Source organism: Rhodococcus sp. PML026, assembly GCF_000963615.1.
Taxonomy (GTDB): Bacteria; Actinomycetota; Actinomycetes; order Mycobacteriales; family Mycobacteriaceae; genus Rhodococcoides; species Rhodococcoides fascians.
On sequence record NZ_KQ031370.1, the window covers coordinates 297,077 to 319,970 of the forward strand.

At 64.6% G+C, this 22,894-nt stretch carries 20 protein-coding genes; 14 read left to right on the forward strand and 6 right to left on the reverse strand.

The genetic code is table 11. The features are described 5' to 3' along the window. Window positions 1-14: 14 nt before the first annotated feature. The 3 genes from VF34_RS05910 to VF34_RS25205 all read right to left on the reverse strand — a co-directional run bounded on the left by VF34_RS05910 (window position 15) and on the right by VF34_RS25205 (window position 4,638). Window positions 15-1,808, reverse strand: coding sequence for a putative bifunctional diguanylate cyclase/phosphodiesterase (locus tag VF34_RS05910; protein ID WP_045841054.1), 1,794 nt, complete (start codon window positions 1,806-1,808; stop codon window positions 15-17). A 143-nt stretch (window positions 1,809-1,951) separates the two neighbouring features. Continuing rightward, the gene (locus tag VF34_RS05915) at window positions 1,952-4,066 is read right to left on the reverse strand and encodes an Rv1355c family protein (protein ID WP_196249580.1); all 2,115 of its coding nucleotides are present in this window, start codon (window positions 4,064-4,066) and stop codon (window positions 1,952-1,954) included. Further along, window positions 4,063-4,638 carry a hypothetical protein gene (locus VF34_RS25205; protein ID WP_197077435.1) on the reverse strand — a complete coding sequence of 192 codons (576 nt, stop codon included), beginning with the start codon at window positions 4,636-4,638 and terminating at the stop codon, window positions 4,063-4,065. Before VF34_RS25205 ends, VF34_RS05915 begins: the two co-directional genes overlap by 4 nt. 293 nt (window positions 4,639-4,931) lie before the next feature. Here VF34_RS25205 and dcd point away from each other — a divergent pair, with 293 nt between their 5' ends. The 7 genes from dcd (at window position 4,932) to VF34_RS05960 (ending at window position 12,548) form a co-directional block, all read left to right on the forward strand. Further along, window positions 4,932-5,510: a dCTP deaminase gene (gene dcd, locus VF34_RS05925; protein WP_027495411.1), complete on the forward strand. Its 579-nt coding sequence runs from the start codon at window positions 4,932-4,934 to the stop codon at window positions 5,508-5,510. Between the two features lie 105 nt (window positions 5,511-5,615). Beyond that, window positions 5,616-7,148: an Hsp70 family protein gene (locus VF34_RS05930; RefSeq protein WP_196249581.1), complete on the forward strand. Its 1,533-nt coding sequence runs from the start codon at window positions 5,616-5,618 to the stop codon at window positions 7,146-7,148. A gap of 85 nt (window positions 7,149-7,233) precedes the next feature. Then, window positions 7,234-8,673, forward strand: a complete 1,440-nt coding sequence (locus VF34_RS05935; protein WP_032369581.1) for a CYTH and CHAD domain-containing protein — start codon at window positions 7,234-7,236, stop codon at window positions 8,671-8,673. A gap of 82 nt (window positions 8,674-8,755) precedes the next feature. Then, window positions 8,756-9,841, forward strand: a complete 1,086-nt coding sequence (locus VF34_RS25210; protein ID WP_052063084.1) for a hypothetical protein — start codon at window positions 8,756-8,758, stop codon at window positions 9,839-9,841. A gap of 150 nt (window positions 9,842-9,991) precedes the next feature. Continuing rightward, the gene (locus tag VF34_RS05950) at window positions 9,992-10,279 is read left to right on the forward strand and encodes an ANTAR domain-containing protein (protein ID WP_027495414.1); all 288 of its coding nucleotides are present in this window, start codon (window positions 9,992-9,994) and stop codon (window positions 10,277-10,279) included. Between the two features lie 161 nt (window positions 10,280-10,440). After that, a complete protein-coding gene (locus VF34_RS05955) occupies window positions 10,441-11,385 on the forward strand; it encodes an Hsp70 family protein (RefSeq protein ID WP_052063085.1) in 945 nt (314 codons plus the stop codon). Window positions 11,386-11,468: 83 nt separating this feature from the next. After that, a complete protein-coding gene (locus VF34_RS05960) occupies window positions 11,469-12,548 on the forward strand; it encodes a fused (3R)-hydroxyacyl-ACP dehydratase subunits HadA/HadB (protein WP_045841056.1) in 1,080 nt (359 codons plus the stop codon). Between the two features lie 638 nt (window positions 12,549-13,186). Here VF34_RS05960 and VF34_RS05965 read toward each other — a convergent pair. Beyond that, window positions 13,187-13,900: a GntR family transcriptional regulator gene (locus VF34_RS05965; RefSeq protein ID WP_032374831.1), complete on the reverse strand. Its 714-nt coding sequence runs from the start codon at window positions 13,898-13,900 to the stop codon at window positions 13,187-13,189. Window positions 13,901-14,019: 119 nt separating this feature from the next. On the opposite strand from VF34_RS05965, the gene VF34_RS05970 reads away from it, so the two are divergent. From VF34_RS05970 to VF34_RS06000, 7 genes are all read left to right on the forward strand, one after another. Beyond that, a complete protein-coding gene (locus VF34_RS05970) occupies window positions 14,020-15,066 on the forward strand; it encodes a sorbitol dehydrogenase (protein ID WP_032374832.1) in 1,047 nt (348 codons plus the stop codon). After that, complete coding sequence (gene manD / locus VF34_RS05975) at window positions 15,063-16,268, forward strand: D-mannonate dehydratase ManD (protein WP_032374833.1); 1,206 nt, start codon at window positions 15,063-15,065, stop codon at window positions 16,266-16,268. Before VF34_RS05970 ends, manD begins: the two co-directional genes overlap by 4 nt. Before the next feature lie 8 nt (window positions 16,269-16,276). Further along, entirely contained in the window at window positions 16,277-17,212 is a 936-nt protein-coding gene (locus VF34_RS05980; protein WP_032375078.1) for a sugar kinase, read from the forward strand. Next, on the forward strand, window positions 17,209-18,621 hold the full coding sequence (locus VF34_RS05985; protein ID WP_032374834.1) for a mannitol dehydrogenase family protein: 1,413 nt from the start codon (window positions 17,209-17,211) through the stop codon (window positions 18,619-18,621). The genes VF34_RS05980 and VF34_RS05985 overlap by 4 nt, the downstream gene beginning before the upstream one ends. Continuing rightward, on the forward strand, window positions 18,618-19,277 hold the full coding sequence (gene eda / locus VF34_RS05990) for a bifunctional 4-hydroxy-2-oxoglutarate aldolase/2-dehydro-3-deoxy-phosphogluconate aldolase (RefSeq protein WP_045841057.1): 660 nt from the start codon (window positions 18,618-18,620) through the stop codon (window positions 19,275-19,277). Before VF34_RS05985 ends, eda begins: the two co-directional genes overlap by 4 nt. 158 nt (window positions 19,278-19,435) lie before the next feature. Continuing rightward, the gene (locus tag VF34_RS05995) at window positions 19,436-20,833 is read left to right on the forward strand and encodes an MFS transporter (RefSeq protein ID WP_045841198.1); all 1,398 of its coding nucleotides are present in this window, start codon (window positions 19,436-19,438) and stop codon (window positions 20,831-20,833) included. A 174-nt stretch (window positions 20,834-21,007) separates the two neighbouring features. Beyond that, window positions 21,008-21,448 (forward strand): Hsp20/alpha crystallin family protein, encoded by a 441-nt coding sequence (locus VF34_RS06000; protein WP_027495425.1) that lies wholly within the window; start codon window positions 21,008-21,010, stop codon window positions 21,446-21,448. 68 nt (window positions 21,449-21,516) lie between these two features. Here the strand turns inward: VF34_RS06000 and VF34_RS06005 are convergent, their stop codons facing one another. Together VF34_RS06005 and VF34_RS06010 are read right to left on the reverse strand one after the other, a co-directional pair. After that, window positions 21,517-22,137, reverse strand: coding sequence for a TenA family protein (locus VF34_RS06005; protein ID WP_045841058.1), 621 nt, complete (start codon window positions 22,135-22,137; stop codon window positions 21,517-21,519). Then, window positions 22,134-22,886 (reverse strand): glutamine amidotransferase, encoded by a 753-nt coding sequence (locus tag VF34_RS06010; RefSeq protein ID WP_045841059.1) that lies wholly within the window; start codon window positions 22,884-22,886, stop codon window positions 22,134-22,136. The genes VF34_RS06005 and VF34_RS06010 overlap by 4 nt, the downstream gene beginning before the upstream one ends. Between the last annotated feature and the right edge of the window lie 8 nt (window positions 22,887-22,894).

Below are 22,894 nucleotides of genomic sequence, written 5' to 3' on the forward strand. Positions count from 1 at the left end.
GTGCGGCGTCCAGATTAGCAGGGTGGCCCGACGTCGATGCGTACACCGTGCAGCAGGGCCTGGGCGTCCTCGGCCGGCACCGGTTCGGAGAAGAGGTAGCCCTGAGCGCGGGTGCAGCCCAAGGCCACCAATGTGCTCCTGGCACTCTCGGTTTCGACGCCTTCGGCGATGATGCTCAGGCCGAACGCGTGCGCGAGCCCGATGATCGACTGGACGATCGCGAGGTCGTCGGTCGCTCCCGATCCCAGGTCGGTGACGAACGCGCGGTCGATCTTGAGCGCGTCGACGGGCAGCTCCTTGAGGTGTGACAGCGAGCTGTATCCGGTACCGAAGTCGTCGATGGCCACCTGCACACCGAGGTCCCGCAGTTCTCGGAGCGTCACTCGAGTACGCGAAAGATCCTGTACGACGGCCACTTCGGTGATCTCCAGGCACAGGTTGCAACCCGCGATCGAGAATTCGTCGAGGGCGCTCGCCACGGTGGCCGCAAAGCCGGTGGTGACCAGCTGTACGGGCGAGATGTTCACGCGCATCACGATGTCGAGGCCGGGGATGTCCCGTTGCCACGCCGCCAAGGTCCGGCACGCGTGGTCGAGAACCCACCGACCGAGCTCGCCGGCGAGGTTCGTCTCCTCCGCCACCGGAATGAAGGCCGACGGTGGTAGCAGCCCGCGGGTGGGGTGACGCCACCGAACCAGTGCCTCCACCGCAGTGATGCGCCCGGTGACGAGGTCGACCTCGGGTTGGAAGTGCAACGTCAGCGAGTCGCCTGCAATGGCGTCACGCAGATGGATCTCGACGTCGTTGCGGAGTTCGGATTGCGCGTGCATCTCGTCGGTGAACAGCGAGATGTGATGTCCACCAGCACGCTTGGCCACCAGAGCGGCTTGCCCTGCTTGTCGGAGCAGGGAGTCGGCGGTGTGGGTGCCGGGCACGCCGAAGGCGATTCCGATGCTCGCGCTGCGACCGATTCTCTCGACACCGAGAGTGACCGGTGCCTGTATCGACTCGGCGATCGTGCGGGCACGGTCGGTGGCGACGCGGTGCGAGCACGGGCCCGCCAGGACCACGACGAACTCGTCGCCGCTCAGGCGGGCCGCGAGACTCGCCGATTCGTCGACGAACGCCTGCAGGCGCCCGGCGACAGCCTGGAGATACTGGTCGCCGGCGAGGTGTCCGAGAAAGTCGTTCAGCGCCTTGGTGCGGTCCAGGTCGATGTGCAACACCGCCACCGGACCGGGCATCGACGGATCGAGTCGGTCACGGAGGTGCTGCGTGAGTGCGGTCCGGTTCGGGAGTGAGGTGAGACCGTCGTGCAAGGCCGAGAACCTGATCTGTTCCTCGGCACTGACTCGCGCCTGCAACTGCGACAGCAGAGCAGCAATTGCTTTGAGGGCGTTCAGTTCTGCCTCGGACCAACTTCGGTCTCCCACTTTGATGAAGCCCAGAATCCCGGTGGTGCGTTCGGAGTGCAGCAGCGGCACGACGGCCATCGAGGTGGCGCTCAATCCAGAGGCGGTCTCGACGCGTCGGCGATAGTCCTCCTGCTCCGGGTCGGGCCGAAACACTGCCGGTTCGGACAGTGTTTCGGCCATCGCGAAGACCGAGTCGGCCTCGTCGAAGTAGACGACGGCCAGGGGGTCGGGATCGGGCACGCTCAGGCGCGGTGGCCATTCCGCGGTGAGTCTGGTTGCCCGGGCATCGAAATCGTGGTGCCGGAGAAAGCTGAAATCGATGCCGAGGTAGTCCACGAGCTGACGCAGTACCGACAGGTATGCTTCTCGCACCGTCGCCGCGTCGACGCCCATGAGTTCGGTGGCGACGCCGGTGACGAGGACCTCGAGTGTCCGACTGTTCTCCAGGGCCCTACTCCCGCCTCTCGTCGACGCGGTCTCGTGAACCGCTCCTGTAGACGCAGTGCAGGACTGTTCCCCCTGGTCTATGCCGGACTCTACCCCGGTAAGGACGCCGAAACCGCGACTCTGCGACTGTATATCGCGCCTCGTGGCGCAGTACCGAGCCGCAACACCAGAGCGATCGACTCGGCCTCGTCCAGCTTCGCCAACGTCCGCAGATCGAAGTTCAACTGCTGCAACGTGTCTGCGTGGGTCGGAGACAATTCTCGGTGCTCGTCCATCGTGCGCGCGTAGAGGAACGGTGGCGAGACGGGTTGAACTGCCAGTGCGTGCAGATGTGAAGTCACCCAAACGTTCTCCGTTGCAAATCCACCCCGGATGTAATGCGCCGGAGTCGATCCGGGCACCACGATCACTGCGAGCGCAGAGCTCGCCGATACGCGATCGCGCATGTCGGTGGCCAGGGCAGCGCCTGCGTTCCAGGCAGCCACGAGCGCCATGACGTCGGGCCGCCCGATGATGTCCAGCGTGGACAGGTCTGCGGCGTCGATGCCGAGGCTGGCGACGTCGATGCCCCGATCCGGGTCCGGATCGCCTGCCCAGCGCAGTTCGGAGAACATCTCTCGGTGCAGATGCGGCGTGAGATACCGAATCCGGTCGGCGGCCGCGAGAATGTCTGCTGCCGCGGTGATGGACTCGCGCGTCGTCAACAGCACGGCACGTCCGCCTTCGGCGGCTGCGGCCGCAACGAGATCGGCGACGACCGCATCGTCCAGCGTCGACGGTGACCCGAGGTCCCGGTCCGTGGATCGGGTGAGCACGGCGTCGAGGAGGCGTCGATCGGTGATCGGCTCGGCGGTACCGTCGCGCAACGACAGCTCGACCGCCTCGTCGGTGATCTCGATGCCGGCGAGCGTGCCCTGGGCGGCGGCGGCCACGCGCGCGTTGAATCCGGCTGCGCCCACAGCGACGAAGCTGCCGCGGTACGCGATATCGAGGGTGGACGTTCGGGATCGATCGACGTCGACCCGGAAGGTCGGCCCGTTCGAGGAGAAGGTCCACGGCTGACTGTTTCCACCGGAAGGCGCTCGTCGCGCTGCTTCGAGTATCGAGTCACGGGAATCCACGCTCTGCGGACCGGCCGCATCACCCGAGACCTGTCTGCGGGTGGGGGCAGGCGTGTTCAGCCCGTCGAGGTGCACCTCGAGATCGATGCGGATACGGCCGGACGGTAGGTGCGCTCCGGTCCCGAAGCGTCGGACCGCCGCGGCGATAGTGGCACCCCCCAGTTGGACGTCGCCGCCCAGCTGGGGCCACGTCTCGATCGTTTCGCCCACCTCCACCATCGAGGCCGCCATCCGAGCCGAGAGCAGGGAGGCGTCGAGCTGATCGAGCACGATGGGAATCTTGTCGCGGGTTCCGAGTCCGTGCAGACCGGCGGACTCGATGTCGCCGAGTACGCCGTGAAACACCGGCCGCTGTGGTTCGAGGTCGAATCGCTCGACGTCCAGCAGACCTCGATCGGAGGTCTCCATCAGTACGGGGATTCGACGCGACCTGGCCGCCTCTCGTGCGCGGACCTTGACGTCGAGGGAGTCGCATTCCTCGACGAGCAGGTCGAGTCCGTCGAAGAACTCGTCGATCGTGGTCTCGTCGATCCCGTTCCGAAAGACCTCCACCGTCAGGTAGGGATCTATTTCGGCGATTCGCCGGGCGGCGACGATCGCTTTGTTGACACCCAGATCGATGATCGACGCCGGAATCCTGTTGAGGTTCGACAGTTCTATCTCGTCGAAATCCGCGAGGCGAAGAGTTCCGCAGATTCCCTCGAGTGCGAGAGTGTGCGCAATGGCGTGTCCGACGCTCAAACCGATGACGCCGATCGTGAGATCTCCCAATTTCTGCTGTTCCTCGAGAGTTATCTTGTTTCTGTTTCGGTCCAGTCGGAGGTGCCGATACGAATTCGGACCGAGAACGGCGACGACGGTATTGCGCCACGGGAAATAGACCCACCTGTCGCTTTCGTCGAGAAGGCTCTGCTCAGGGCTCGGCAACAATGCATGCAGTCCGGCTCGCTGGGTGGCGCGTTCGTCGCGAACGGTGATCGAGGTGTCACCCCGTAGCTCGTCCAGGGCGGCCCGCTGTGTGGCGACCGTCTCGTCGAATATCACAGGCTGCCAGCTGTATTCGGCAGTGATGGGAATCGTCACGACGCCACCGCCGAGTGCAGGTTCTTCGACGTGCCGTGCTGTGCGAGCAGCGAGACCGTGTTGCGTTTCATGCGCCGCCACGTTTCGAGTTCGGCATCGAACGCGAGAGTCGTTCGGTCCCACCAGAACACCTCGGTCCGGTATCGGTCGTCGGGGTAGGGCACCGGTTCGATGTGCGTTGCGATCGCTGCTCCGGTGCGCAGCCACGCGGCGCGGACGTGGGAGGCGGCAGTGGCCAGCGCGTAACGAGCGCCCAGCAGTGCTGTGCTGTACGCCGGTGACTGCGCGATCATGGTGGTGACGGCGCGGCCGCGGGGTGCTCCCGGGGCAACCCACGCCGACTTGATCTCGACGACCCCGTCCTCGATGCGGCTGTCGAGCATCGCGCGAACGCGATGTCGGCCCTCGGGATGCGCGGCGAATTCGACGAGTGCGTGTGATTGATCGGCCGAAGAATACGGCCCTTGAACGCGAACTCCGCCGAGGATCGTTCCGGTTCGGTCGAGAGCGGCGAAGAACAATGCGGTGGTCCCGCCGTCGCGAATTGCCGATATCTCGAGCGCTGGTGTCACGTCGTGGCGTCGATAGCTTTCTTCGGCACCGTCGAGAAATTGTGTCCACAAAGCGGGACTTCGGGTGGGAGTCGTGGCCAGAATGTGGCACTGGGAGGGATGATCGAAGTACGAAGGAACGTCGATTCGAATTCGCGTGGGTCGAATGTACATAGGGGCTCTTCCTGAGGGAGTGTCACCGAATGTGAGAGGTGTGACCGATCGATTGTCCGACTGTTCGGTCCGCCCGTACCTGTGGAAGTGGTCACTCGGGTGCTTCGCGTGAGGCCCGTGAGGACCAGTAGCCTGCAGTGGTGCTGCTCTCCGACCGTGACATTCGTGCCGAAGTGACCCTGGGCAACCTGGCGATCGATCCCTTCGATCCGTCGATGGTGCAGCCGTCGAGCGTCGATGTGCGACTCGACAAGCTGTTCCGGGTGTTCAACAACACCCGGTACACCCACATCGATCCGTCCCAGCAGCAGGACGAGCTGACGACGTTGGTGGAGCCACGAGCGGGTGAGCCGTTCGTTCTTCATCCGGGGGAATTCGTCCTCGGTTCCACTCTCGAACTGACGACGTTGCCGGATTATCTGGCGGGTCGACTCGAGGGGAAGAGCTCTCTGGGCCGGCTGGGACTGCTCACCCACTCGACGGCAGGATTCATCGACCCGGGATTCAGCGGTCACATCACGTTGGAGTTGTCCAACGTCGCCAACCTGCCGATCACGCTGTGGCCGGGAATGAAGATCGGGCAGCTGTGCCTGTTCCGGTTGTCGTCACCCTCGGAGAATCCGTACGGCAGCGCCGCGGTCGGCTCCAAGTATCAGGGGCAGCGTGGTCCCACTCCGTCGAAGGCGTATCTGAACTTCATCCAGTCGGACGTGACATAGACCAACGTTCGGTCTGTTTTCTTGGACGAAACCTGGTGAGTTCCCGGTTGTAGCGGTATTCTGGTGCTCGAACGTGGGTTGGGGCCTACCAGAATGAGGTTTCTCGTGTCCGCGGTACCCGATCCGTCCGTGCTCGGCGCTTCCCTGGGGTCGAGTGGCGTCCGCAGTGTGATCAGCGACAGCTCGGGTGTCGACACGGTGCTCCACGTCCTCGAACCGGTTGCCACCGGGCCTGCGCCCAACGGTCTCGCCCCGGATCCCTGGGATGCCGTTGTCGCATCGGTGCACAGCACGGCAGACGAATACGCGTCCGCTCGCCACTACCCGGTGCTCGCCCTTCGTGAGAGCGATCCCGACACGGCCTTCCGCGAGGACTTCTCCGACGGCATCGTGCTCGTATCCGAACTGGGTGCGCAGCTGGGCGCGTTACGAGAAACCGGAGTGCTCGCCGGAGAGCGTTGCGTCGCGCTGTTCGACGTCGGCGCATCCGGCACCAGCGTGTCGGTAGTCGACGTCGAGTCCGGTCGCGTTCTGGCCTCGCATCGCACCGAAGAACTCCGCGGCGACGACTGCGACCGTGTGCTCAGCGACCACCTGATCGAGACGTTCGGCGCGGCGGAGGCGTTGACGGTGGCAGCTCGTCGACAGCTCGTGCACGACGTGCGAGACGGCAAACACCAGCTGTCGATCCTGCGCAGCGTCTCTGTCGTCGGGCCGTTCGTCGGCGGTCGCGCCTCGTTGTGGCGACACGACCTCGACGAGCTCATCGGCGACGCCGTTCGTGCGGCAGTCTTCACAGCCGTCGACGTGCTCGAGTCCGTCGCAGCGAGCGGCGTTCACGTGGAGGCGATCGTCGCAGTCGGCGGCGGTGCCAACATGCAGATCGTTCGGCAGACACTGTTCGACGCCGTGTCGGTGCCCGTCTACGTTCCGGAACGACCGGAGTTGTTGGCCGCCCGTGGGGCAGCCGGGATCGCGCGGACCGTGGGAGCCAGGCCTGCACCGGCCCCTGCCGTGACCGCCGTGACCGCCGTGCCCTCCCGTCGTCCACGGCACAGCGGCAGCCCGTCGAGACGAATGGCCAGGGCAGCGAAGTCCCGGCGCGTCGGGGGCGCACTCGCCGCGCTCGTTGCGGTGTGCGTGGCCGGAACCGTGGTCGCGGCAGCGGCCCGGACCACCGACGACACCCCCGAACCGTCGATCGCGACCTCCCAGAACGCGTCGCCCTCCGCCCGATCGCAGGCTGTGATGCCGGCGGTGGACGGCTCACCGTCCGTGTCGACGCCGCCCTCGGTGTCGGCCACGGACGGGGCCGCGTCGTCCTCGACGTCTCCGACATCCGGAGTCTCGACGTCCTCTCCTGCACCCACCTCGCCGAACAGTGGCGAGTCACCGCCTCCAAGCCACACGATTCCTGACGTCACTGTCCTTCGGCCCGCGCGTGAGGGCACTCGAGTTCCGACGACGACCACGGCTCCGACCACCACGACGGCTCCGACTCACCCCACGACCACCACTGCGCCGACAACCACCACTGCGCCGACAACCACTGCACCGACCACAACGACGGTGCCGCACACCACCACTCGCGCCTCGACCCCGACGAAACCCACCATTACCACGCCCCGGCGACCGTAGACACCGCCGTTCGTTTCGCCGTGGCGGCGATAGATCTACGGTTTCGACCGCCACGGGGCAGCGTCCTCGAGGCAGGATGGTCGGTATGGAGTCACAGACCGAGCGCGAAGACAAGTTCGATGTCGATGCAGACTTCGAGTTCCCCTCCCTCACCTCGCTCGTTCCTGCCGACGGCGCGGCGGTGGAGACCGACACCGAACTGGTCAGCGAGTACTTCGACACCACCGGTCACGATCTGCTGCGTCGGGGAATCACCCTTCGGCGACGCACCGGAGACTCCGACAACGGTTGGCACGCAAAGGTTCCTGCGGAGAAGGCGCGAACCGAGATCAGGCTTCCGCTCGGCCACGGCGACCCGCAGGTCGTGCCCGACGAGCTGGCCGACGTACTGCGCGGGGCGGTCATGGGCAAGCAGTTGTCGGCTGTCGCCACCCTGACGACGCGTCGGAAGATTCGTACCGTCACCGATGCATCCGGAGCCGTCGTGGCCGAATTCGCCGACGACGCGGTGTCGGTCGTCCTGATCGGCGGCGCGACCGGGCCGCAGTGGCGTGAGGTGGAGGTCGAGCTCGGGCCCGCCGGCTCGGAATCGTTCCTGAAGAAGGCGAGCAAGGTGCTTCGCGCGTCGGGTGCGACGCCGTCGGCACATCCGTCCAAGTTGAATCGTGCGCTGTCGGTGGTTCGGGAGGAGCCGGCGCACGACGGGCTTCGGTTGCTCGTCGATTATCTCGACGAGCAAGCGCAGGCCATCGTGGCCGGCGACGTGTATCTGCGCCGCGGACTGGATCCGATTCACTCCACGCGGGTGGCCATCAGGCGCTATCGGAGTACGCTTCGCGTCTTCGGCAGCGTGTTCGAGGACGAGCCCGCGGCCGCACTCGAAGCCGAATTGTCTTGGTATGCAAGCCTGCTCGGCGAGGTGCGAGATCGGCAGGTGCAGCGGGCGCGGTTTGCAGCGGCGCTGCGAGACCTTCCGTCGGAACTGGTTCTGGGCCCGGTGGCGTCGCGCATCGAGAACGACCTGCTGGCCGAGCAGATCCGCCACCGCGAAGCTGCGATGGCGGAGCTCGACGGCGAACGGTATCGAGAGTTGCTCACGACCGTGGCTGCCTGGTCGAGGGGATTGCCGATCGACGGCGAGGTGAGCGAGCGGTTGCTGATCAAGCTGGCGCGCAAGGCCGGTAAGAAGGCCGTAGACCGCACCGAGAAGGCTGTGCGAGGCACCGACGACGAGCAACTGCACCGCGCGAGGAAGGCCTCGAAGCGGGCTCGGTATGCGGCCGAGTTGGTGGCACCCGTCGTGGACAAGAAGGTGTCCAAGTCGAATATCAAGAGATACAAGCAGATTCAAGAAGTTCTGGGCGAGCATCAGGATGCCGTCATCGCGGCGGAGATTCTGCGCACCCTCGGGGCTCGAGCGGGAACCACCTCCGGCGAGAACGGGTTCACGTTCGGACTCCTCTTCGAGCGTGAGCGCCGTGCAGCCGAACTGGCTCGTGACGAGGCGAGCAAGCTGGAGTTCTGACCCCGCACACAAACCGTCGTTTTCCCCGTTCAGGCCCTCGAAGTGTACTGTGAGGCCGAATCGAGTAGGGGGGTCGACGGGTATGTCCGTTGCGTTGGGCGTTCACGTCGGAACCGACGAGATCTCGGCCGTCTTGGTCGAAACCGATCTCCCCGGTCTGGGCCCGGTCACCTCGCGACCCGTGTCGATCGCCGCTGCCCCCGGCGGAATCGGTGACGCCGTTGCGACGGTTCTCGGAATCATGCGTGTACAGGCAGCTCAACGAGACCTGATCGTCGACGGTGCCGCCGTGGTCTGCGACAACCTTCTGCACGGCGAGATCGTTCGGGCCGCGCTGGCCGACCACCGCGTCGTCGACGTCGAGGTATTGGCGATGGACGATCCGCGGTTGCCCGATGAGTACCCGTTGGACGTGGCCGCCGCCGTCGTCGGTGCCGCGTCCAGGACGGGTCGCCCGACGGGTGACGAGATCGCTGCGGGGCAACCCGACTGGGACGATCGGGCCGGAGAATACGATGCTGCGTCGCGGGGATCTCGATGGACCATGGTCGGATTGGGTGTGGCCGTGCTGGCTGCTCTGAGTGGGGCAACCGTGTGGGCGTTCTCCTCGCCCGCGCCGACTCAGGACGCAGTAGTCGATACCGCAGATTCCAGCATCGCCCCATCGGCGCCCGGTCGGCCGGCGTCGAACGCCGGGCCGGTTGTTCCTGTGGCTGGGCCGTCCGCGGTTCCACCGATCGGCGCGGGTGTTCTGGATGTGTCGACCGCCGGCTCCGGGTCGGGAGGCATCTGGATCGACGCGGTCCCGGCGGCGGCCCCGAGTGCGACGTCGAACGCACCGAGTTCGTCGTCGACGGGACGGGGCAACTCGGGTGGCGGCAATTCCGCCCCCGGCGGTCGGGATACGAAAACAGAGATCTCGAAGCCCGAGACCGAGACTCCGCCGACCGACGACGAAACCACAGCTCCCACCGATACGGACGTCCCCGATCCCACGGAACCGGGTCCGTCCGAGCCCACGGAGCCGACGGAGCCCACGGAGCCTTCGGAGCCCACGGAGCCTTCGGAGCCCACGGAGCCTTCGGAGCCCACGGAGCCTTCGGGGCCGACGGATTCCGAGCCCGCGCCTCGGATGGAGGAACCACCTGTCACCGATCCGCCCGAGTGACGATTTCATCGATAATCCGTTGTGAGCGAGCGGGTTCGCTACTTCGAAGAGTCCGTGATGTGACAGGTGTGTGAATTCGACTCGGACACCTGAACTTCTGCTCGAGCCTGGCTACCATCGGGTGATCGACCAGTAGACGGTGAGTTCTCGATGACCGACAAATCCGCAGTAGAACCGGTGACGCGCACGACCATCGACAGGGCGGTGGGTGTCCTCATTGCCTTGCGCGGCTGCAGTCCGGATGAGGCGTTCGCCGAATTGGCAGCGCACAGTTTCCGTTTCGATGTTTCTCTCGTGCAGTCGGCTCGGTCCATCGTCACTGCGGCACGAGGAATGGACTCCGACAACGGCGTGGGCTGTGCCGCGATGTCGTCGGCGCAGGAGGAGTGGGGCTCGTTGCTCGCCGACCGTCGAGACGGATTCGGGCACGTCGCCTGACCCAACTCGTCGCCCGAGTGGTTGTAACGAATCCCAAAACAAACCGAAAGTTGAATAGAACGGGGCATTTACCGACTCCTCGATGGTTCGAGGCGCTACGATCGCCAGGTCGGAGTAGCTAGGCGAGTCGAGGGAACATGAGATCTGTCCTTGGTGTCTCGGTGGGTTCAGCCATTGCCCGGGGTGTAGCCCTGGATGCGTCGGACGAGTCGGTACGTTCTGCGCACGTCGTGCGATCGTTCGATCCCGACGACCATCTGCAGGTCGCGCTCGATCTGTTGGATTCGATGTCGCGGGATCAGATGGTGGATCGACCGGACATCGTTCTCGCCGTTCCGGACGATCCCGGTGCGCGCGGACGCGCGTCGGCGTATTCCACGTACGAGGCCGATCGTCTGCTGGTGGCGTCGGAGCTCGGGGCGCAACTTCGGTATCTACGCGGCACGGGGATGCTCGAGGGTGCGCGCACCGTGGCCGTGTGCGACATCGGGGCGTCGGGAACCACCGTGTCCATTGCCGACCCCGCCACGGGAGCGGTGCACAGTTCGGTCCCCACCACGTTGTTCGGCGGGATCGGGTGTGACGCCCAGATCTCGCGTTACCTTCTGTCCGTCTACGGGGCAGACGAATTGGCCTCGGAACGGGCACGCGCGGAGTTGCTGGTGTCCGTTCGCACGGCACGCGAACAGCTGTCACGCCTGCGGGTGGCCGAGGTCGCCGGGCCGTTCGTCGGCGGACCGGTCCGGTTGTGGCGCAACACGTTCGACGATGTTCTCGAGCGCAGTATCCGATCACTGGAAGATTGGGTGGCCAGCATCATCGTCGACGCACCCTGCGCCGTGAACGCGTTGGTGATGGTGGGCGGATGCGCCAACCTGCCGTCGCTGCGTCGGATGTTTCGACGCGATTTGATGTTGCCCGTCATCGCGCCTGCCAATCCCGAGTCCCTCACTGCGCACGGGGCTGCCCTGATGGCGATCGATGCGGTCGCGTCGCGCCAACACCGTCCGCGCGGCGCGATGAGCAGTGCGTCGGTGCTGACTCAGCCGGCCGCGATGGTGGGCATGGTGGGGTACCGGGACGCCCCGCGGCACCGTTCTGCCTGAGCCCCTTCCTGGCCAACGTGCGTCGTCGTTGGGTAGGTTGCTCGGGTAATGATGAACAGTAGGGACGAGACGGTGGGGCAACAGTGGCAGAGCAGGTAGCGGAGTCCGGCGCAGCAGCATCCGATGCGGGAGCATTCGACCCGGCGGAGCACGCGCGCAGCATGGTCGGGTATCACTACCGCACCGAGGACTACTACGAGGTGGGCCGCGAGAAGGTTCGCGAGTACGCCCGTGCCGTTCAGGATTTCCACCCCGCCCACTGGGACGGCGATGCCGCAGCAGCGCTGGGCCACAGCGCTCTGGTGGCCCCGCTGACGTTCATGTCGTTGGTCGGCACTCTGGCGCAGAAGAAGCTGTTGCAGTCCATCGCCGAGGGCTACGACCTCAGCCAGATTCTGCAGACCGATCAGGTACTGGTGTTCCAGAAGCCGATTCTGGCCGGTGACCAGTTGACCTGCGATGTCTCCCTCGACGCGTTCAAGACGGTCATGGGTCGAGACATGATGATCACCAAGAACGTCGTGTCCAACCAGAAGAACGAACTGGTGCAGACCACGTACACCACGCTGCTAGTCGGGCGATCCGGCGAGATCGATCCGGCCATCTCCGAGGCGGCTCGCAACATCGTGATGTTCGGTGCAACGACCGACACCAGCAGTGCCGAGGCGAGTGAGCACGACACCCTGTCCACTCCCCAGGAGCACGAGCCGCTCATCGTCGAGGAGTACCGGGGCCAGCCCACTCGGAAGTTCGACGAGGTCAATGTCGGAGACGAATTGCCCTCGCGCACTGTGCGTTTGACTCGCGGAGATTTGGTGAACTACGCCGGCGTCGCCGGTGACGCGAACCCGATTCACTGGGACGAGAAGTTCGCCAAGATGATCGATCTCGAGAACGTCCTGGCGCACGGCATGCTCACCATGGGTGTCGGCGGCGGATTCATCAGCGAGTGGCTCGGCGATCCAGGCGCGGTGAAGGACTACACCGTTCGTTTCACCACCCCGATCCCGGTGGACACACACAAGCCGGCCGAAATCGTCTTCAGCGGCAAGATCAAGTCGAAGGACGAAGAGTCCCGTACGGCCGTCATCTCGATCGGCGCGACCTTCGAGGGCAAGCGAATCTTCGGCCACCGCGCTACTGCGACAGTGCAATTGGGCTGAGCCTGTTGCCGCGTATCGGCTCCTCGGTTTCGGATTTCTGACTCCGATCGGCGTCGGGTTTCCGAATGTGGGGAGCTGATGTGTCGGTGGGGGCGTGGATGTGTGGGTGGGGGTTGCAATCTACGCCCCTGTTCGGAATTTACGCCCCGTGTGGGGGGTGTGGATTGCTGCTAGGGGCGTAGATGTGTCGGCTGAGCTTGATGCCGCGTATCGGCTCCTCAGTTTCGGATTTCTGACTCCGATCGGCGTCGGGTTTCCGAATGTGGGGAGCTGATGTGTCGGTGGGGGCGCGGATGTGTGGGTGGGGGTTGCAATCTACGCCCCTGTTCGGAATTTACGCCCCGTGTGGGGGGTGTGGATTGCTGCTAGGGGCGTAGATGTGTCGGCTGAGCCACGCCGTCGAGGCGGTGTGACCCGAAGAAGGCACTTGCGCGAGTCAGCGAACGATGTCCATGCTCGGGTCGTTCTTGGGTTTGTGGTCCCAAATGGATGTATCGGACTCGAGGGTCTGGCCCTAATGGGTGGGTTCCACCGGCTCCGGTAGTTGTCGCCACTGTGCCCGCGGGTCGTCCTGAGGTTCGATGCTCGATTCATCGTCCATGGTGGTCAAGCTACCCGCCGGAGCGGCAGCGCCGCACTCATTCCCAGCTGGAGACGACTTTGCGCGTCGGGCGTTCGTTGCCGTTGGAGAACAGGTGTGGGCTCTTGCTCTTGATGTATTCGACGTCGGCGAATACGGCGCGCAGGTGCTCGCGCATCGACTGGGCGGCGGCCTCGAAGTCTCGGGCTTCGAGGCCGTCGACTATTGCGGTGTGTTGTTCGATGAGGTCGGGGATGGGACGGGTGTCGCGCAGACCGAGTCGTCGGGCCCGATCCAGATGAGCTTTCGCGGATTCGACGGATCGCCATGCGGCGGAATGTCCTCCGGCTGCGAGGAGTAGCTGGTGGAATTGCTCGTCCAAGTCGAAGAACTGGTCCATGTCGATTCCCGGCTCGTCCTGCGCTGCCAGATTGGCGCGCAACGCAGCGAGGTCCTCGTCCGAGCGAGAGTTGACTGCATCTTTCAAAGACGCGGTTTCGATTGCCTCACGGACGAATTGGGCATCGGCAACACGGTCGGTGTCGACCCGCGAGACGAAGGTGCCGAGTTGTGGGAAGACCTGAACCAGACCCTCTTCGGCCAAGAGGATCAGGCTTTCGCGGACGGGTGTGCGGCTCACGGACATCTGCTCGGCGAGGTCGTTCTCCGACAGCGGGCTACCCGGGGGGAGCGTCAGCGACACGATGCGTAGGCGCAATTCTCGGTACGCCCGCTCCCGTGCGGTGACTTTCCTGCTGCTCTGTGTGCTCACCGGTCAAGACTAACGTGACCTCGTGGGTGACCCACAGGGCCGAAGCCTTGACGAAATGCTGCCCGTCACTAGTATGGTAGTACTGATATTCAAGGCACTACGGCGGAGGCTCTACAGCGATGGCAGTGATCAGCGGCAACGACGAGGCAGCCGTCCTACACGGTCCACGTGACCTGCGGATCGAGAAGATCGACCGTATGCAGGTCGGCGACGGCCAGGTGAGGGTGGAGGTACACGGCGTGAGCCTGTGTGGCTCGGACCTGCACTACTACGCCGACGGCCGCAACGGCTCCAACTCGCTGACGCAGCCCACCGTCTTGGGCCACGAGGGATTCGGGGTCGTCACCGAGGTCGGCGCGGGCGTGTCCCAGGACCGGATCGGCCAGCGAGTGGCCATCGAACCCGCGATTCCGAAGGGCACCTCACCGCTGAGCCTGAGCGGTCACTACAACGTCTGCCCCAGCGTTGTCTGTTTCGGATCCCCACCGAACCACGGACTGCTGCGGCAATCCGTCGTTCTCGCAGCCGAATTCGCGCACCCACTCCCGGATTCGATCGACGACGATGTCGCAGCGCTCATCGAGCCCCTGGCCGTCGCAGCGTGGGCTGCCGCCAGAGTCGGCTCCGTGTTGGGCAAGCGCATCGCGATCACCGGTGCCGGGCCCATCGGTCTGTTGGTTCTGCAGACGGTCATTGCCCTGGGCGCGTCGGAGACAACCATCACCGACGTCGCACCCGCTCGGCTCGAGGTCGCGGCAGCGCTGGGTGCCACCACGACGTTGCGTTCCGGCGAAGACGCACTGCCGGAAGGCGCTTTCGACATCGCCTTCGACTGCTCGGGACATCCCGGAGCCATTGCCGACGCGGCACGCTCACTCGGCCCGGCAGGAATTCTGGCGCTCGTCGGCGTGCCCGGACGCGCGTCTGCCGAATTCCCGATCGGGGCAGTGCAACGCTGGGAGCTCGACATCCGCGGGTGCTTCCGTTACGGCCCTTCGGCATTCGCCGACGCAATCGTACTCGCCGGATCGGCTCGAGTGGACCTCGCGGCGCTCGTCACATCGACGTACCCGTTGGCCGAATCTGCCGCAGCGCTCGAGGCCGCGCTCACCGACCCCACCCAGCTCAAGATCGTCATCGACACCACTTCGCAAGGACCGCAATGAAAATCATCGATGCCACCGTCATCGTGACGGCTCCGGGCCGCAACTACGTCACGCTCAAGATCACCACCGACGAGGGCATCGTCGGGTGGGGTGATGCGACGCTGAACGGACGCGAGCTCGCAGTCGAGTCGTACTTGAAGGACCATATTGCGCCACTTCTGATCGGACGCGATCCCCATCGGATCGAAGACATCTGGCAGTACCTGTACAAGGGCGCGTACTGGCGACGTGGCCCGGTGACCATGACGGCCATCGCAGCCGTCGACGTCGCACTGTGGGACATCAAGGGTAAGGCCGCCGATATGCCGGTCTACCAGCTCCTCGGTGGTGCTGCACGAGACGGAATCATGGTCTACGGGCACGCCAGCGGCGGTAGCATCGAAGAGATGCTCGACGACGTCCAAGCGCATCTCGACAAGGGCTACAAAGCAATTCGTGCTCAGTCGGCCATTCCTGGCCTGAAGAAGACCTACGGAATTCCGGTCGACGGCTTCTACGAACCAGCCTCCGGCGCTGCGCCGCAGGAAGATTCGTGGGATACCGCCCCGTACATGCGGTTCGCACCGCAGATGCTCGGTGCCGTGCGTGAACGTCACGGGTTCGACTTTCACCTGCTCCACGACGTGCACCACCGTCTGAGCCCGATCGAGGCTGGACGACTCGGGCGCGACCTCGAAGAGATGCGCATGTTCTGGATCGAGGATCCCACTCCAGCCGAGGATCAGAGTGCCTTCGCCACCATTCGCCAACACACGACCACCCCGATTGCCGTCGGCGAGATCTTCAACTCGATCTGGGACTGCCAGGATCTGATCACCAACCGGTGGATCGACTACATCCGAGCGTCGGTCTCACACGCCGGTGGCATCACCCATCTGCGCAGAATCTTCTCGTTGGCGGATCTTTACGGCGTTCGGTCCGGATCTCATGGGGCAGGCGATCTTTCGCCCGTCTCCCTCGCAGCCGCATTGCATGTCGATCTGTCGATCCCCAACTTCGGAGTGCAGGAGTACATGGGGCACGTCGACCCGACCGGCGATGTGTTCCAGACCAGCTACACCTTCACCGACGGTTTCATGCATCCGGGAAACAAGCCGGGCATCGGCGTCGAGGTGAACGAAGAGGCTGCCGCGAAGTATCCGTACAACCCCAAGTATCTGCCCGTCAATCGCCGTCTCGACGGCAGCATGCACGATTGGTGAAGCGCCACATGACCACAACGCAGTTCGATGTAGTCCTACTCGGCGAGCCCCTCGTCGAGGTCTCGACCACCGAGGCCTTCCGGCATGGTGCAGGTGCTGTGCTCGGGGTGTCGGGAGACGTCGTCAACGCAGGTGCCGCGGCCGCGGCCGCGGGTGCCTCGGTCGCGCTGATCGCGCGGGTGTCGGACGACGAACTCGGTGATGCCGTCTGTCGGCGTATTCGTGAACTCGGCATCGACGACACCTACATTCGGCGAGTTCCCGGACAGCAGGGTGTCTACTTCCTGCACATCGATCCGGAGGGGAATCGCCAGTTCTCCTATGCCCGAGCCGGATCGGTGGGCAGCCAGCTCGATGTGGCGGACCTGCCCGAGGGCGTCATCGAGCAGGCGGGTGCCGTGCTGGGCGGCGGAATCGCTGCGGCACTGTCGCCGACGCTCGCCCGCACGATGCTGCACGCGGCGCAGCGCTCGGGCAGATTCGTCTACGACCCCAACTTTCGCCCCAGGTTGACCACGGCCGACCAGGCCCGCGCATTCCTGCAGAGCGTTGCTCCCTGTACCGAGGTGATGGTGCCCTCGGCACCGAGTGAGATCGAATTGCTCCTGGGCACAACCGAACCGGAGACTGCTGCAGCAACCCTGATGGGCTGGGGTGCACGTTCCGTGGTGGTCACGCAAGGGTCCGAAGGATCCAGCATCTTCACCGCTGCGGGGACGGCGCACCAACCGGTGATCCCCGCGCTCGACGTCATCGACCAGACCGGTGCCGGAGATGTGTTCGCCGGCACTCTGACGGCCCGTCTCGCGCTCGGCGACGATCTTCGCGAGGCCGCAGCGCTGGCAGCTGCTGCGGCATCGCTGAGCGTCGGCGGGCGGGGCGGCACCGGCCTCATCGCACCGCTGGCCGAAATACGACGTCACAGAGAACGAGTGACGACATGACGGCCTCCACACGATTGTCCGATGCGACCGCCGAGGTCGTTCGTCCCACGTCCAGCGGAATCGTGCATCTCGGCGTCGGGGCATTCCATCGGGCGCATCAGGCCGCGTTCACCTACGAGGCGGCGCTGTTGACCGGTGAGACCAATTGGGGCATCACCGGTTTCACTCAGCGCAGTAACACCGTGGTGGAACAGCTTGCCCCACAGGACGGGTTGTTCACCCTGGTGCAGAAGGGAACCGAGGAGACGACGGCGACCGTCGTCGGTTCGATGCTCGACGTACGGAACGCAGCCACGAACCCCGGCGCGGTGGTCGAGGCCATCGCCGATCCCGCAACGCACATCGTCACGCTGACGGTCACCGAGAAGGGGTATCGACTCGACCCCGCGTCGGGTCGACTGCGCCTGGACGATCCGGAGATCGCGGCGGATCTGGCAGGCAGGCCGCCGCGCACCGTCGCCGGACAGTTGGTGGCGGGCCTGGCTCGACGCATGGCAGGCGATGCGCCCCTCACGGTGTTGTGTTGCGACAACCTACCGTCCAACGGGCACATACTCTCCGAACTCGTCCGTGTTTTCGTAGAGGCACGCGGCATGAACGACGCTCTGGCCGAATGGATCTCGCGTCGAGTCACGTTCCCCAGCAGCATGGTCGATCGAATTGTGCCCGCCACCACTGACGACGACAGGGCGGAGAACGAACGACGAACCGGCCTGCGCGACGACGCCCTGGTGGTGTGCGAGCCCTTCCGGCAGTGGGTGATCGAGGACGATTTCGCGGGTCCGCGACCGGCGTGGGAACGAGTGGGCGTGCAGTTCGTCGACGACGTGGAGCCGTGGGAGACCATGAAGTTGCGCGTCCTCAATGCCACTCATTCGGTGTTGGCCTACCTCGGAATTCTGCGTGGACACAACACCATCGCGGAGGCGGTCCAGGATCCGGAGCTCGACGAGATATGCCGGGCCATGGTTCTCCGAGATGTTGCGCCGACGACGGCCGGCGGAATGGACGCTGTCGGGTACGGCAACGAGGTACGCACGAGATTCGGCAATCCGGCGCTGAAACACACCACCCGGCAGGTGGCGATGGACGGATCGCAGAAGCTCGGACCGCGCCTACTCGGAACCGTGCGGGACGCCACAGACGCCGGTGGTTCGACGGACATGCTCGCCCTTGCCGTCGCAGCCTGGTGCGCCTTCGTTCTCGCCGAGACGGAAGCCGGACGTGCACTGGACGATCCGTTGTCGGCGCAGTTGACCCGGACCGGGTCGGCGTCGGACCTGCTCGCTGTCGAGTCCATCTTCGGGTCCGATCTCGGGCCCACGTCACCGTTCGGCACGCAGGTCGTTGCGTGGACCGACTTCCTACGGACCAACTCGCTGAGCGAGTGGAAACGAGTGCTGGTATGACCTCCGAACACGAAACATTGCTCGAAAACCTCACTGCCCGAGATGTATTATCCGTGAGTCCGGTGATTCCCGTCGTCGTGATCGATCGGGTGGAGGATGCAGTGCCGCTGGCGCGTGCACTCTATGCGGGCGGTATCGGCATCATCGAGATGACGTTGCGGTCCGAGGCCGGGCTCGGTGCCATTGCGGCGATCGCTGCGGACGTGCCGGAAGTGGTCATCGGCGCGGGAACGGTGTTGAACCGCGACGATGCCATGAGATCGGTGGATGCCGGCTCGAGGTTCCTGGTCTCACCCGGATCGTCGAAGGGTCTTCTCGACGCGGTACGCACGCTACCGGTGCCTGTTCTGTCAGGCGTGTCGACTGCGACCGAGGCGATGACCGTTGCCGAGGCCGGATCGACCGAGATGAAGTTCTTCCCGGCCGAGTTCTCGGGTGGCGCAGCGGCACTGGGCGCGCTGGCAGGCCCGTTGCCGCACTTGACGTTCTGCCCCACCGGCGGGATCACTCCGCAGAACGCTGTCGACTACCTGGCATTGCCGAATGTGGTGTGCGTCGGCGGTAGCTGGCTCACGCCGCGCTCACTGGTGCAGGCGGGGGACTGGGCCGCGATAGAGGAACTGGCCCGTTCTGCGAGTGCGCTCGGCACCGCGTAGTTCGGTTCGCGAAGGGTCATTGACGTATTGGTATAACAGTGCTTGTATATCACTGTGGCGAGCGCCACCAACCCTCCTCGATGAGGCACAGGTCTCGCGGAGGCCGCGGCGAACTCGCATCATGAACTCATCGATCATCACCAGCAATGGAGCTTCGGATGTCACAGGACACCAACGAGTCGACGGACGATCGCGGTAACACCGCCGTCCCGACTCGCAGCACTAAAGACCTCACCAAGGCGGCGATGTCCGGTTGGCTGGGTACGGCAATGGAGTTCATGGACTTCCAGCTGTATTCGCTCGCCGCCGCGATCGTTTTCAATCGCATCTTCTTCCCCGACGTGAGCCCGGCGATCGGCTTGATCGCCGCCATGGCCACTTACGGAGTCGGCTACGTGGCCCGCCTGGTCGGTGCCATCTACTTCGGCCGGATGGGCGATCGGATCGGTCGAAAGAAGGTCCTGTTCATCACCATTGCGATGATGGGCGCATCCACCACCCTCATCGGCGCACTGCCGACGTACGACGCGATCGGCATCATGGCGCCGATCCTGCTCGTTGCCCTCCGCCTGATCCAGGGCTTCGGTGCCGGAGCCGAAATCGCCGGGGCGACGGTCATGTTGGTCGAATACGCACCGGACAAGCGTCGAGCTCTCATCGCATCGCTGGTCTCCCTGGGAACCAACTCCGGAACCCTTGCGGCCTCGGCCATCTGGGCCCTGCTGCTCGCTGTCCTGTCCGAGGATCAGTTGCTCAGCTGGGGCTGGCGAGTGCCGTTCCTCGCGAGCTTCTTCCTGATGATCTTCGCGGTGTGGTTGCGCTCGAACCTGAAGGAGAGCCCGGTCTTCGAGGAGCGTGCCGATGTGGTCGACGGTGTGGCTCTCTCGCGCGACGAGATCGAGAAGACCGACGAGGACGTGAAGGTCAGCGTTCTCGAGTCCGGTCTCAAGCAGAAGAAGGGGCGCGCGTTCTTCATCGCGCTGGGTCTGCGTTTCGGTCAGGCGGGCAACTCCGGACTGATTCAGACGTTCCTGGTCGGTTACATCGCGTCGACGCTGCTGATCGATCGTTCCATCGCCACCAGCGCGATCGTCTACGGCTCGCTCATCGGATTCGCCACCATCCCGATCATCGGAATCCTGGGCGACAAGTTCGGCCGCCGTCCGATGTACATGGTGCTCAGCGCCCTCACCATGATCCTGGCGTTCCCGCTGATGCTGATGGTCACCAGTGGCAACACCGTAGCCCTCGTCGTCGCAATGGTTCTTGCTCTGAACCTCGGTGTGCTGGGACTGTTCTCGCTCGAAAGCGTGACGATGGCGGAGCTGTTCGGCGCACGTACCCGCTTCACGCAGCTCGCGCTGTCCAAGGAGATCGGCGGCATCCTCGCCACTGCCATCGGACCGCTGCTCGCGGCCAGCCTCACCGCATGGACCGGTAGCTGGTGGCCCATCGCGGCAATGCTCGTGATCTACTCCGCGATCACCCTGGTGTCGGCCTACCTGGCACCGGAAACCAAGGGGCGCGATCTCGTCAGACTGGCCGACGCAGCCTGAGATGTCCGCAGTGGTGCAGTTGAGCCCACAGCTGCACCACTGCAACGCAATTGGACACAGAAAAAATTGAACTACCTCTTGGCACTCTCCGGTGGAGAGTGCTAATTTGGTTCTGCACAGTGAAGGGCGGCCCGCCACAGGGGCGGACGCTTCGTCGTACAGGAGGTGGTTGCTGTGCTTCGCTTCGATCCGTTCCGTGACCTCGACTCCATTGCTGCCGGCATGCTCGGCGCGACCAGTGGTTCGGACCGTGCGCCCAGATTCATGCCGATGGATCTGTACAAGCTCGACGACCATTACGTACTCAACGCCGACCTACCCGGCGTCGATCCCGGCTCCATCGACGTCGACATCGACCGCGGCACCCTCACTCTGACGGCGCATCGCACCGCTCCGAGTAGTGATGGTGTGCAGTGGCTTTCGTCGGAGCGGTTCGCCGGAACGTACCGTCGGCAACTCTCCCTGGGAGACGGCGTCGACGCGGAGAAGATCTCGGCCTCCTACGACAACGGCGTCCTGACGGTCACCATCCCGCTGGCGGAGCGGGCGAAGCCGCGCAAGATCGAGATCGCCCACGACAACACGCAGAAGACCATCGAGCCGCAGAAGAGCTGAGTGCGCTTCGCGCAGTGGTGCGGCAAAGCGCCGCCCAGGGCACATAGCCGCACCACTGCCGCAGGCACTCACACTGCGTCGTGAAATTCGTTTTCGGCGGCCAGCATCCCCTCGAACCACCTGTCGAGCGTCTCGTCGTCCACGGCGTCCATGCGGTCGACTTCATGGGCCAGTGCGTCGACCTGAGCGACGAAGGTCGACCGGGTGTGCATGGCAATCCATTCTTGAAGTGCCGGTTCGCGTTCGGCGGAGGACTTCATCGCTGTTCGGCACCACGATCGGTACAGGGTCTCGGCGGCGAACATCGCTACCAGAGCGGCACTTCTACCTTCTCGCTGCGCGAGTCCGAGGGCATAGTCCGACAGCGCCGAGGAACTCGCGACCAACTCTTCGGTATTGCCGTCGAACGGAAACTTCTCGCGGAGACCGGCGAAGTACGCTCGCTGTTCTCCGACGAGGTTCGACATCGACATCACATGATCCGACGCGTCGTCCAATGACGTCGACTCCGCGACGACCAGCCCCAGAATGCGGACCGCAGTGAGTACGAACGCCTCCTCGATCACCAGGTACCTTCGAAAGTCCTCATCGGAGAGTGATCCGTCTGTCGATTGCACGATGAACCGAACTTGCTGAGCAGCAGCGAGGTTGGGCTGTTGACGCTCGACGAGTTGCTGCGAGCGTGTCACGCGCCGGCAACCCACGTGATCAAGCCGTCGAACAGGTCGGTGTAACCGGGCCATTGTTCGCAGAACTCGGGCGGGGCCCAGTGCGGCGAGCAATCGGAGGTGAAGACCGCAGATCGGCCCGAGCCGTATTCGCCGACCGCGACGAGCGGATCTCCATTGATGGTGGCGGGCACGGTAACGCCCTCCTTCGGCACCACTCGGTTGTAACCGAGCAAGGCGGGCCATTGTGTTCCGCTGGCACCCAGTGCGGCGTGCGTGCTGTCGACGACATCGGGAACCATTCCGCCGGGAGCCTCGACTCGGTCGTCTTCGGCCAGCAGTGTTACCGGCAATACGTCGGCGAGCACAGTCTGCCGATACGCGGCGCGCGCTTGGAAACCGGAGAACGACAGGTACCCGCCGATCATGATCAGTCCTCCTCCGCTGCTCACCCACTCACGCAGTGCGGCAAGCCTGTCGTCGCCGGCCTGGAAACGGTCGAACACGTTGGGCGCGAGCTGAATCGAATTGGCTCCGATATCGGACAGCACGATTACGTCGAACTCGGACAGGGCCTCGGCCGTGCCGGGGAATTGTGTGGGAACGAGGTGCGCGGGCATGTGAACCACTTCGTGCCCGCGCGAGGTGAGCGCGTCGCGCAGGGGGCCGATCCCTTCGACGTAGGAATGGACGGTGAATTCGTCGACGCCTTTGACGTGGGTGGACGAGGTCATCCAGCTTTCGCCGGCGATCAGAACTTTCTTACCCATGGTGGTTC

Bases quoted from the DNA above. Each gene is read 5' to 3' on its own strand.
- VF34_RS05910 (WP_045841054.1), bottom strand. From the start codon at position 1,808: ATGGGCGTCGACGCGGCGACGGTGCGAGAAGCATACCTGTCGGTACTG.
- VF34_RS05935 (WP_032369581.1), top strand. From the start codon at position 7,234: ATGGAGTCACAGACCGAGCGCGAAGACAAGTTCGATGTCGATGCAGAC.
- VF34_RS25210 (WP_052063084.1), top strand. From the start codon at position 8,756: ATGTCCGTTGCGTTGGGCGTTCACGTCGGAACCGACGAGATCTCGGCC.
- VF34_RS05950 (WP_027495414.1), top strand. From the start codon at position 9,992: ATGACCGACAAATCCGCAGTAGAACCGGTGACGCGCACGACCATCGAC.
- VF34_RS05970 (WP_032374832.1), top strand. From the start codon at position 14,020: ATGGCAGTGATCAGCGGCAACGACGAGGCAGCCGTCCTACACGGTCCA.
- manD (WP_032374833.1), top strand. From the start codon at position 15,063: ATGAAAATCATCGATGCCACCGTCATCGTGACGGCTCCGGGCCGCAAC.
- VF34_RS05980 (WP_032375078.1), top strand. From the start codon at position 16,277: ATGACCACAACGCAGTTCGATGTAGTCCTACTCGGCGAGCCCCTCGTC.
- VF34_RS05985 (WP_032374834.1), top strand. From the start codon at position 17,209: ATGACGGCCTCCACACGATTGTCCGATGCGACCGCCGAGGTCGTTCGT.
- eda (WP_045841057.1), top strand. From the start codon at position 18,618: ATGACCTCCGAACACGAAACATTGCTCGAAAACCTCACTGCCCGAGAT.
- VF34_RS05995 (WP_045841198.1), top strand. From the start codon at position 19,436: ATGTCACAGGACACCAACGAGTCGACGGACGATCGCGGTAACACCGCC.
- VF34_RS06010 (WP_045841059.1), bottom strand. From the start codon at position 22,886: ATGGGTAAGAAAGTTCTGATCGCCGGCGAAAGCTGGATGACCTCGTCC.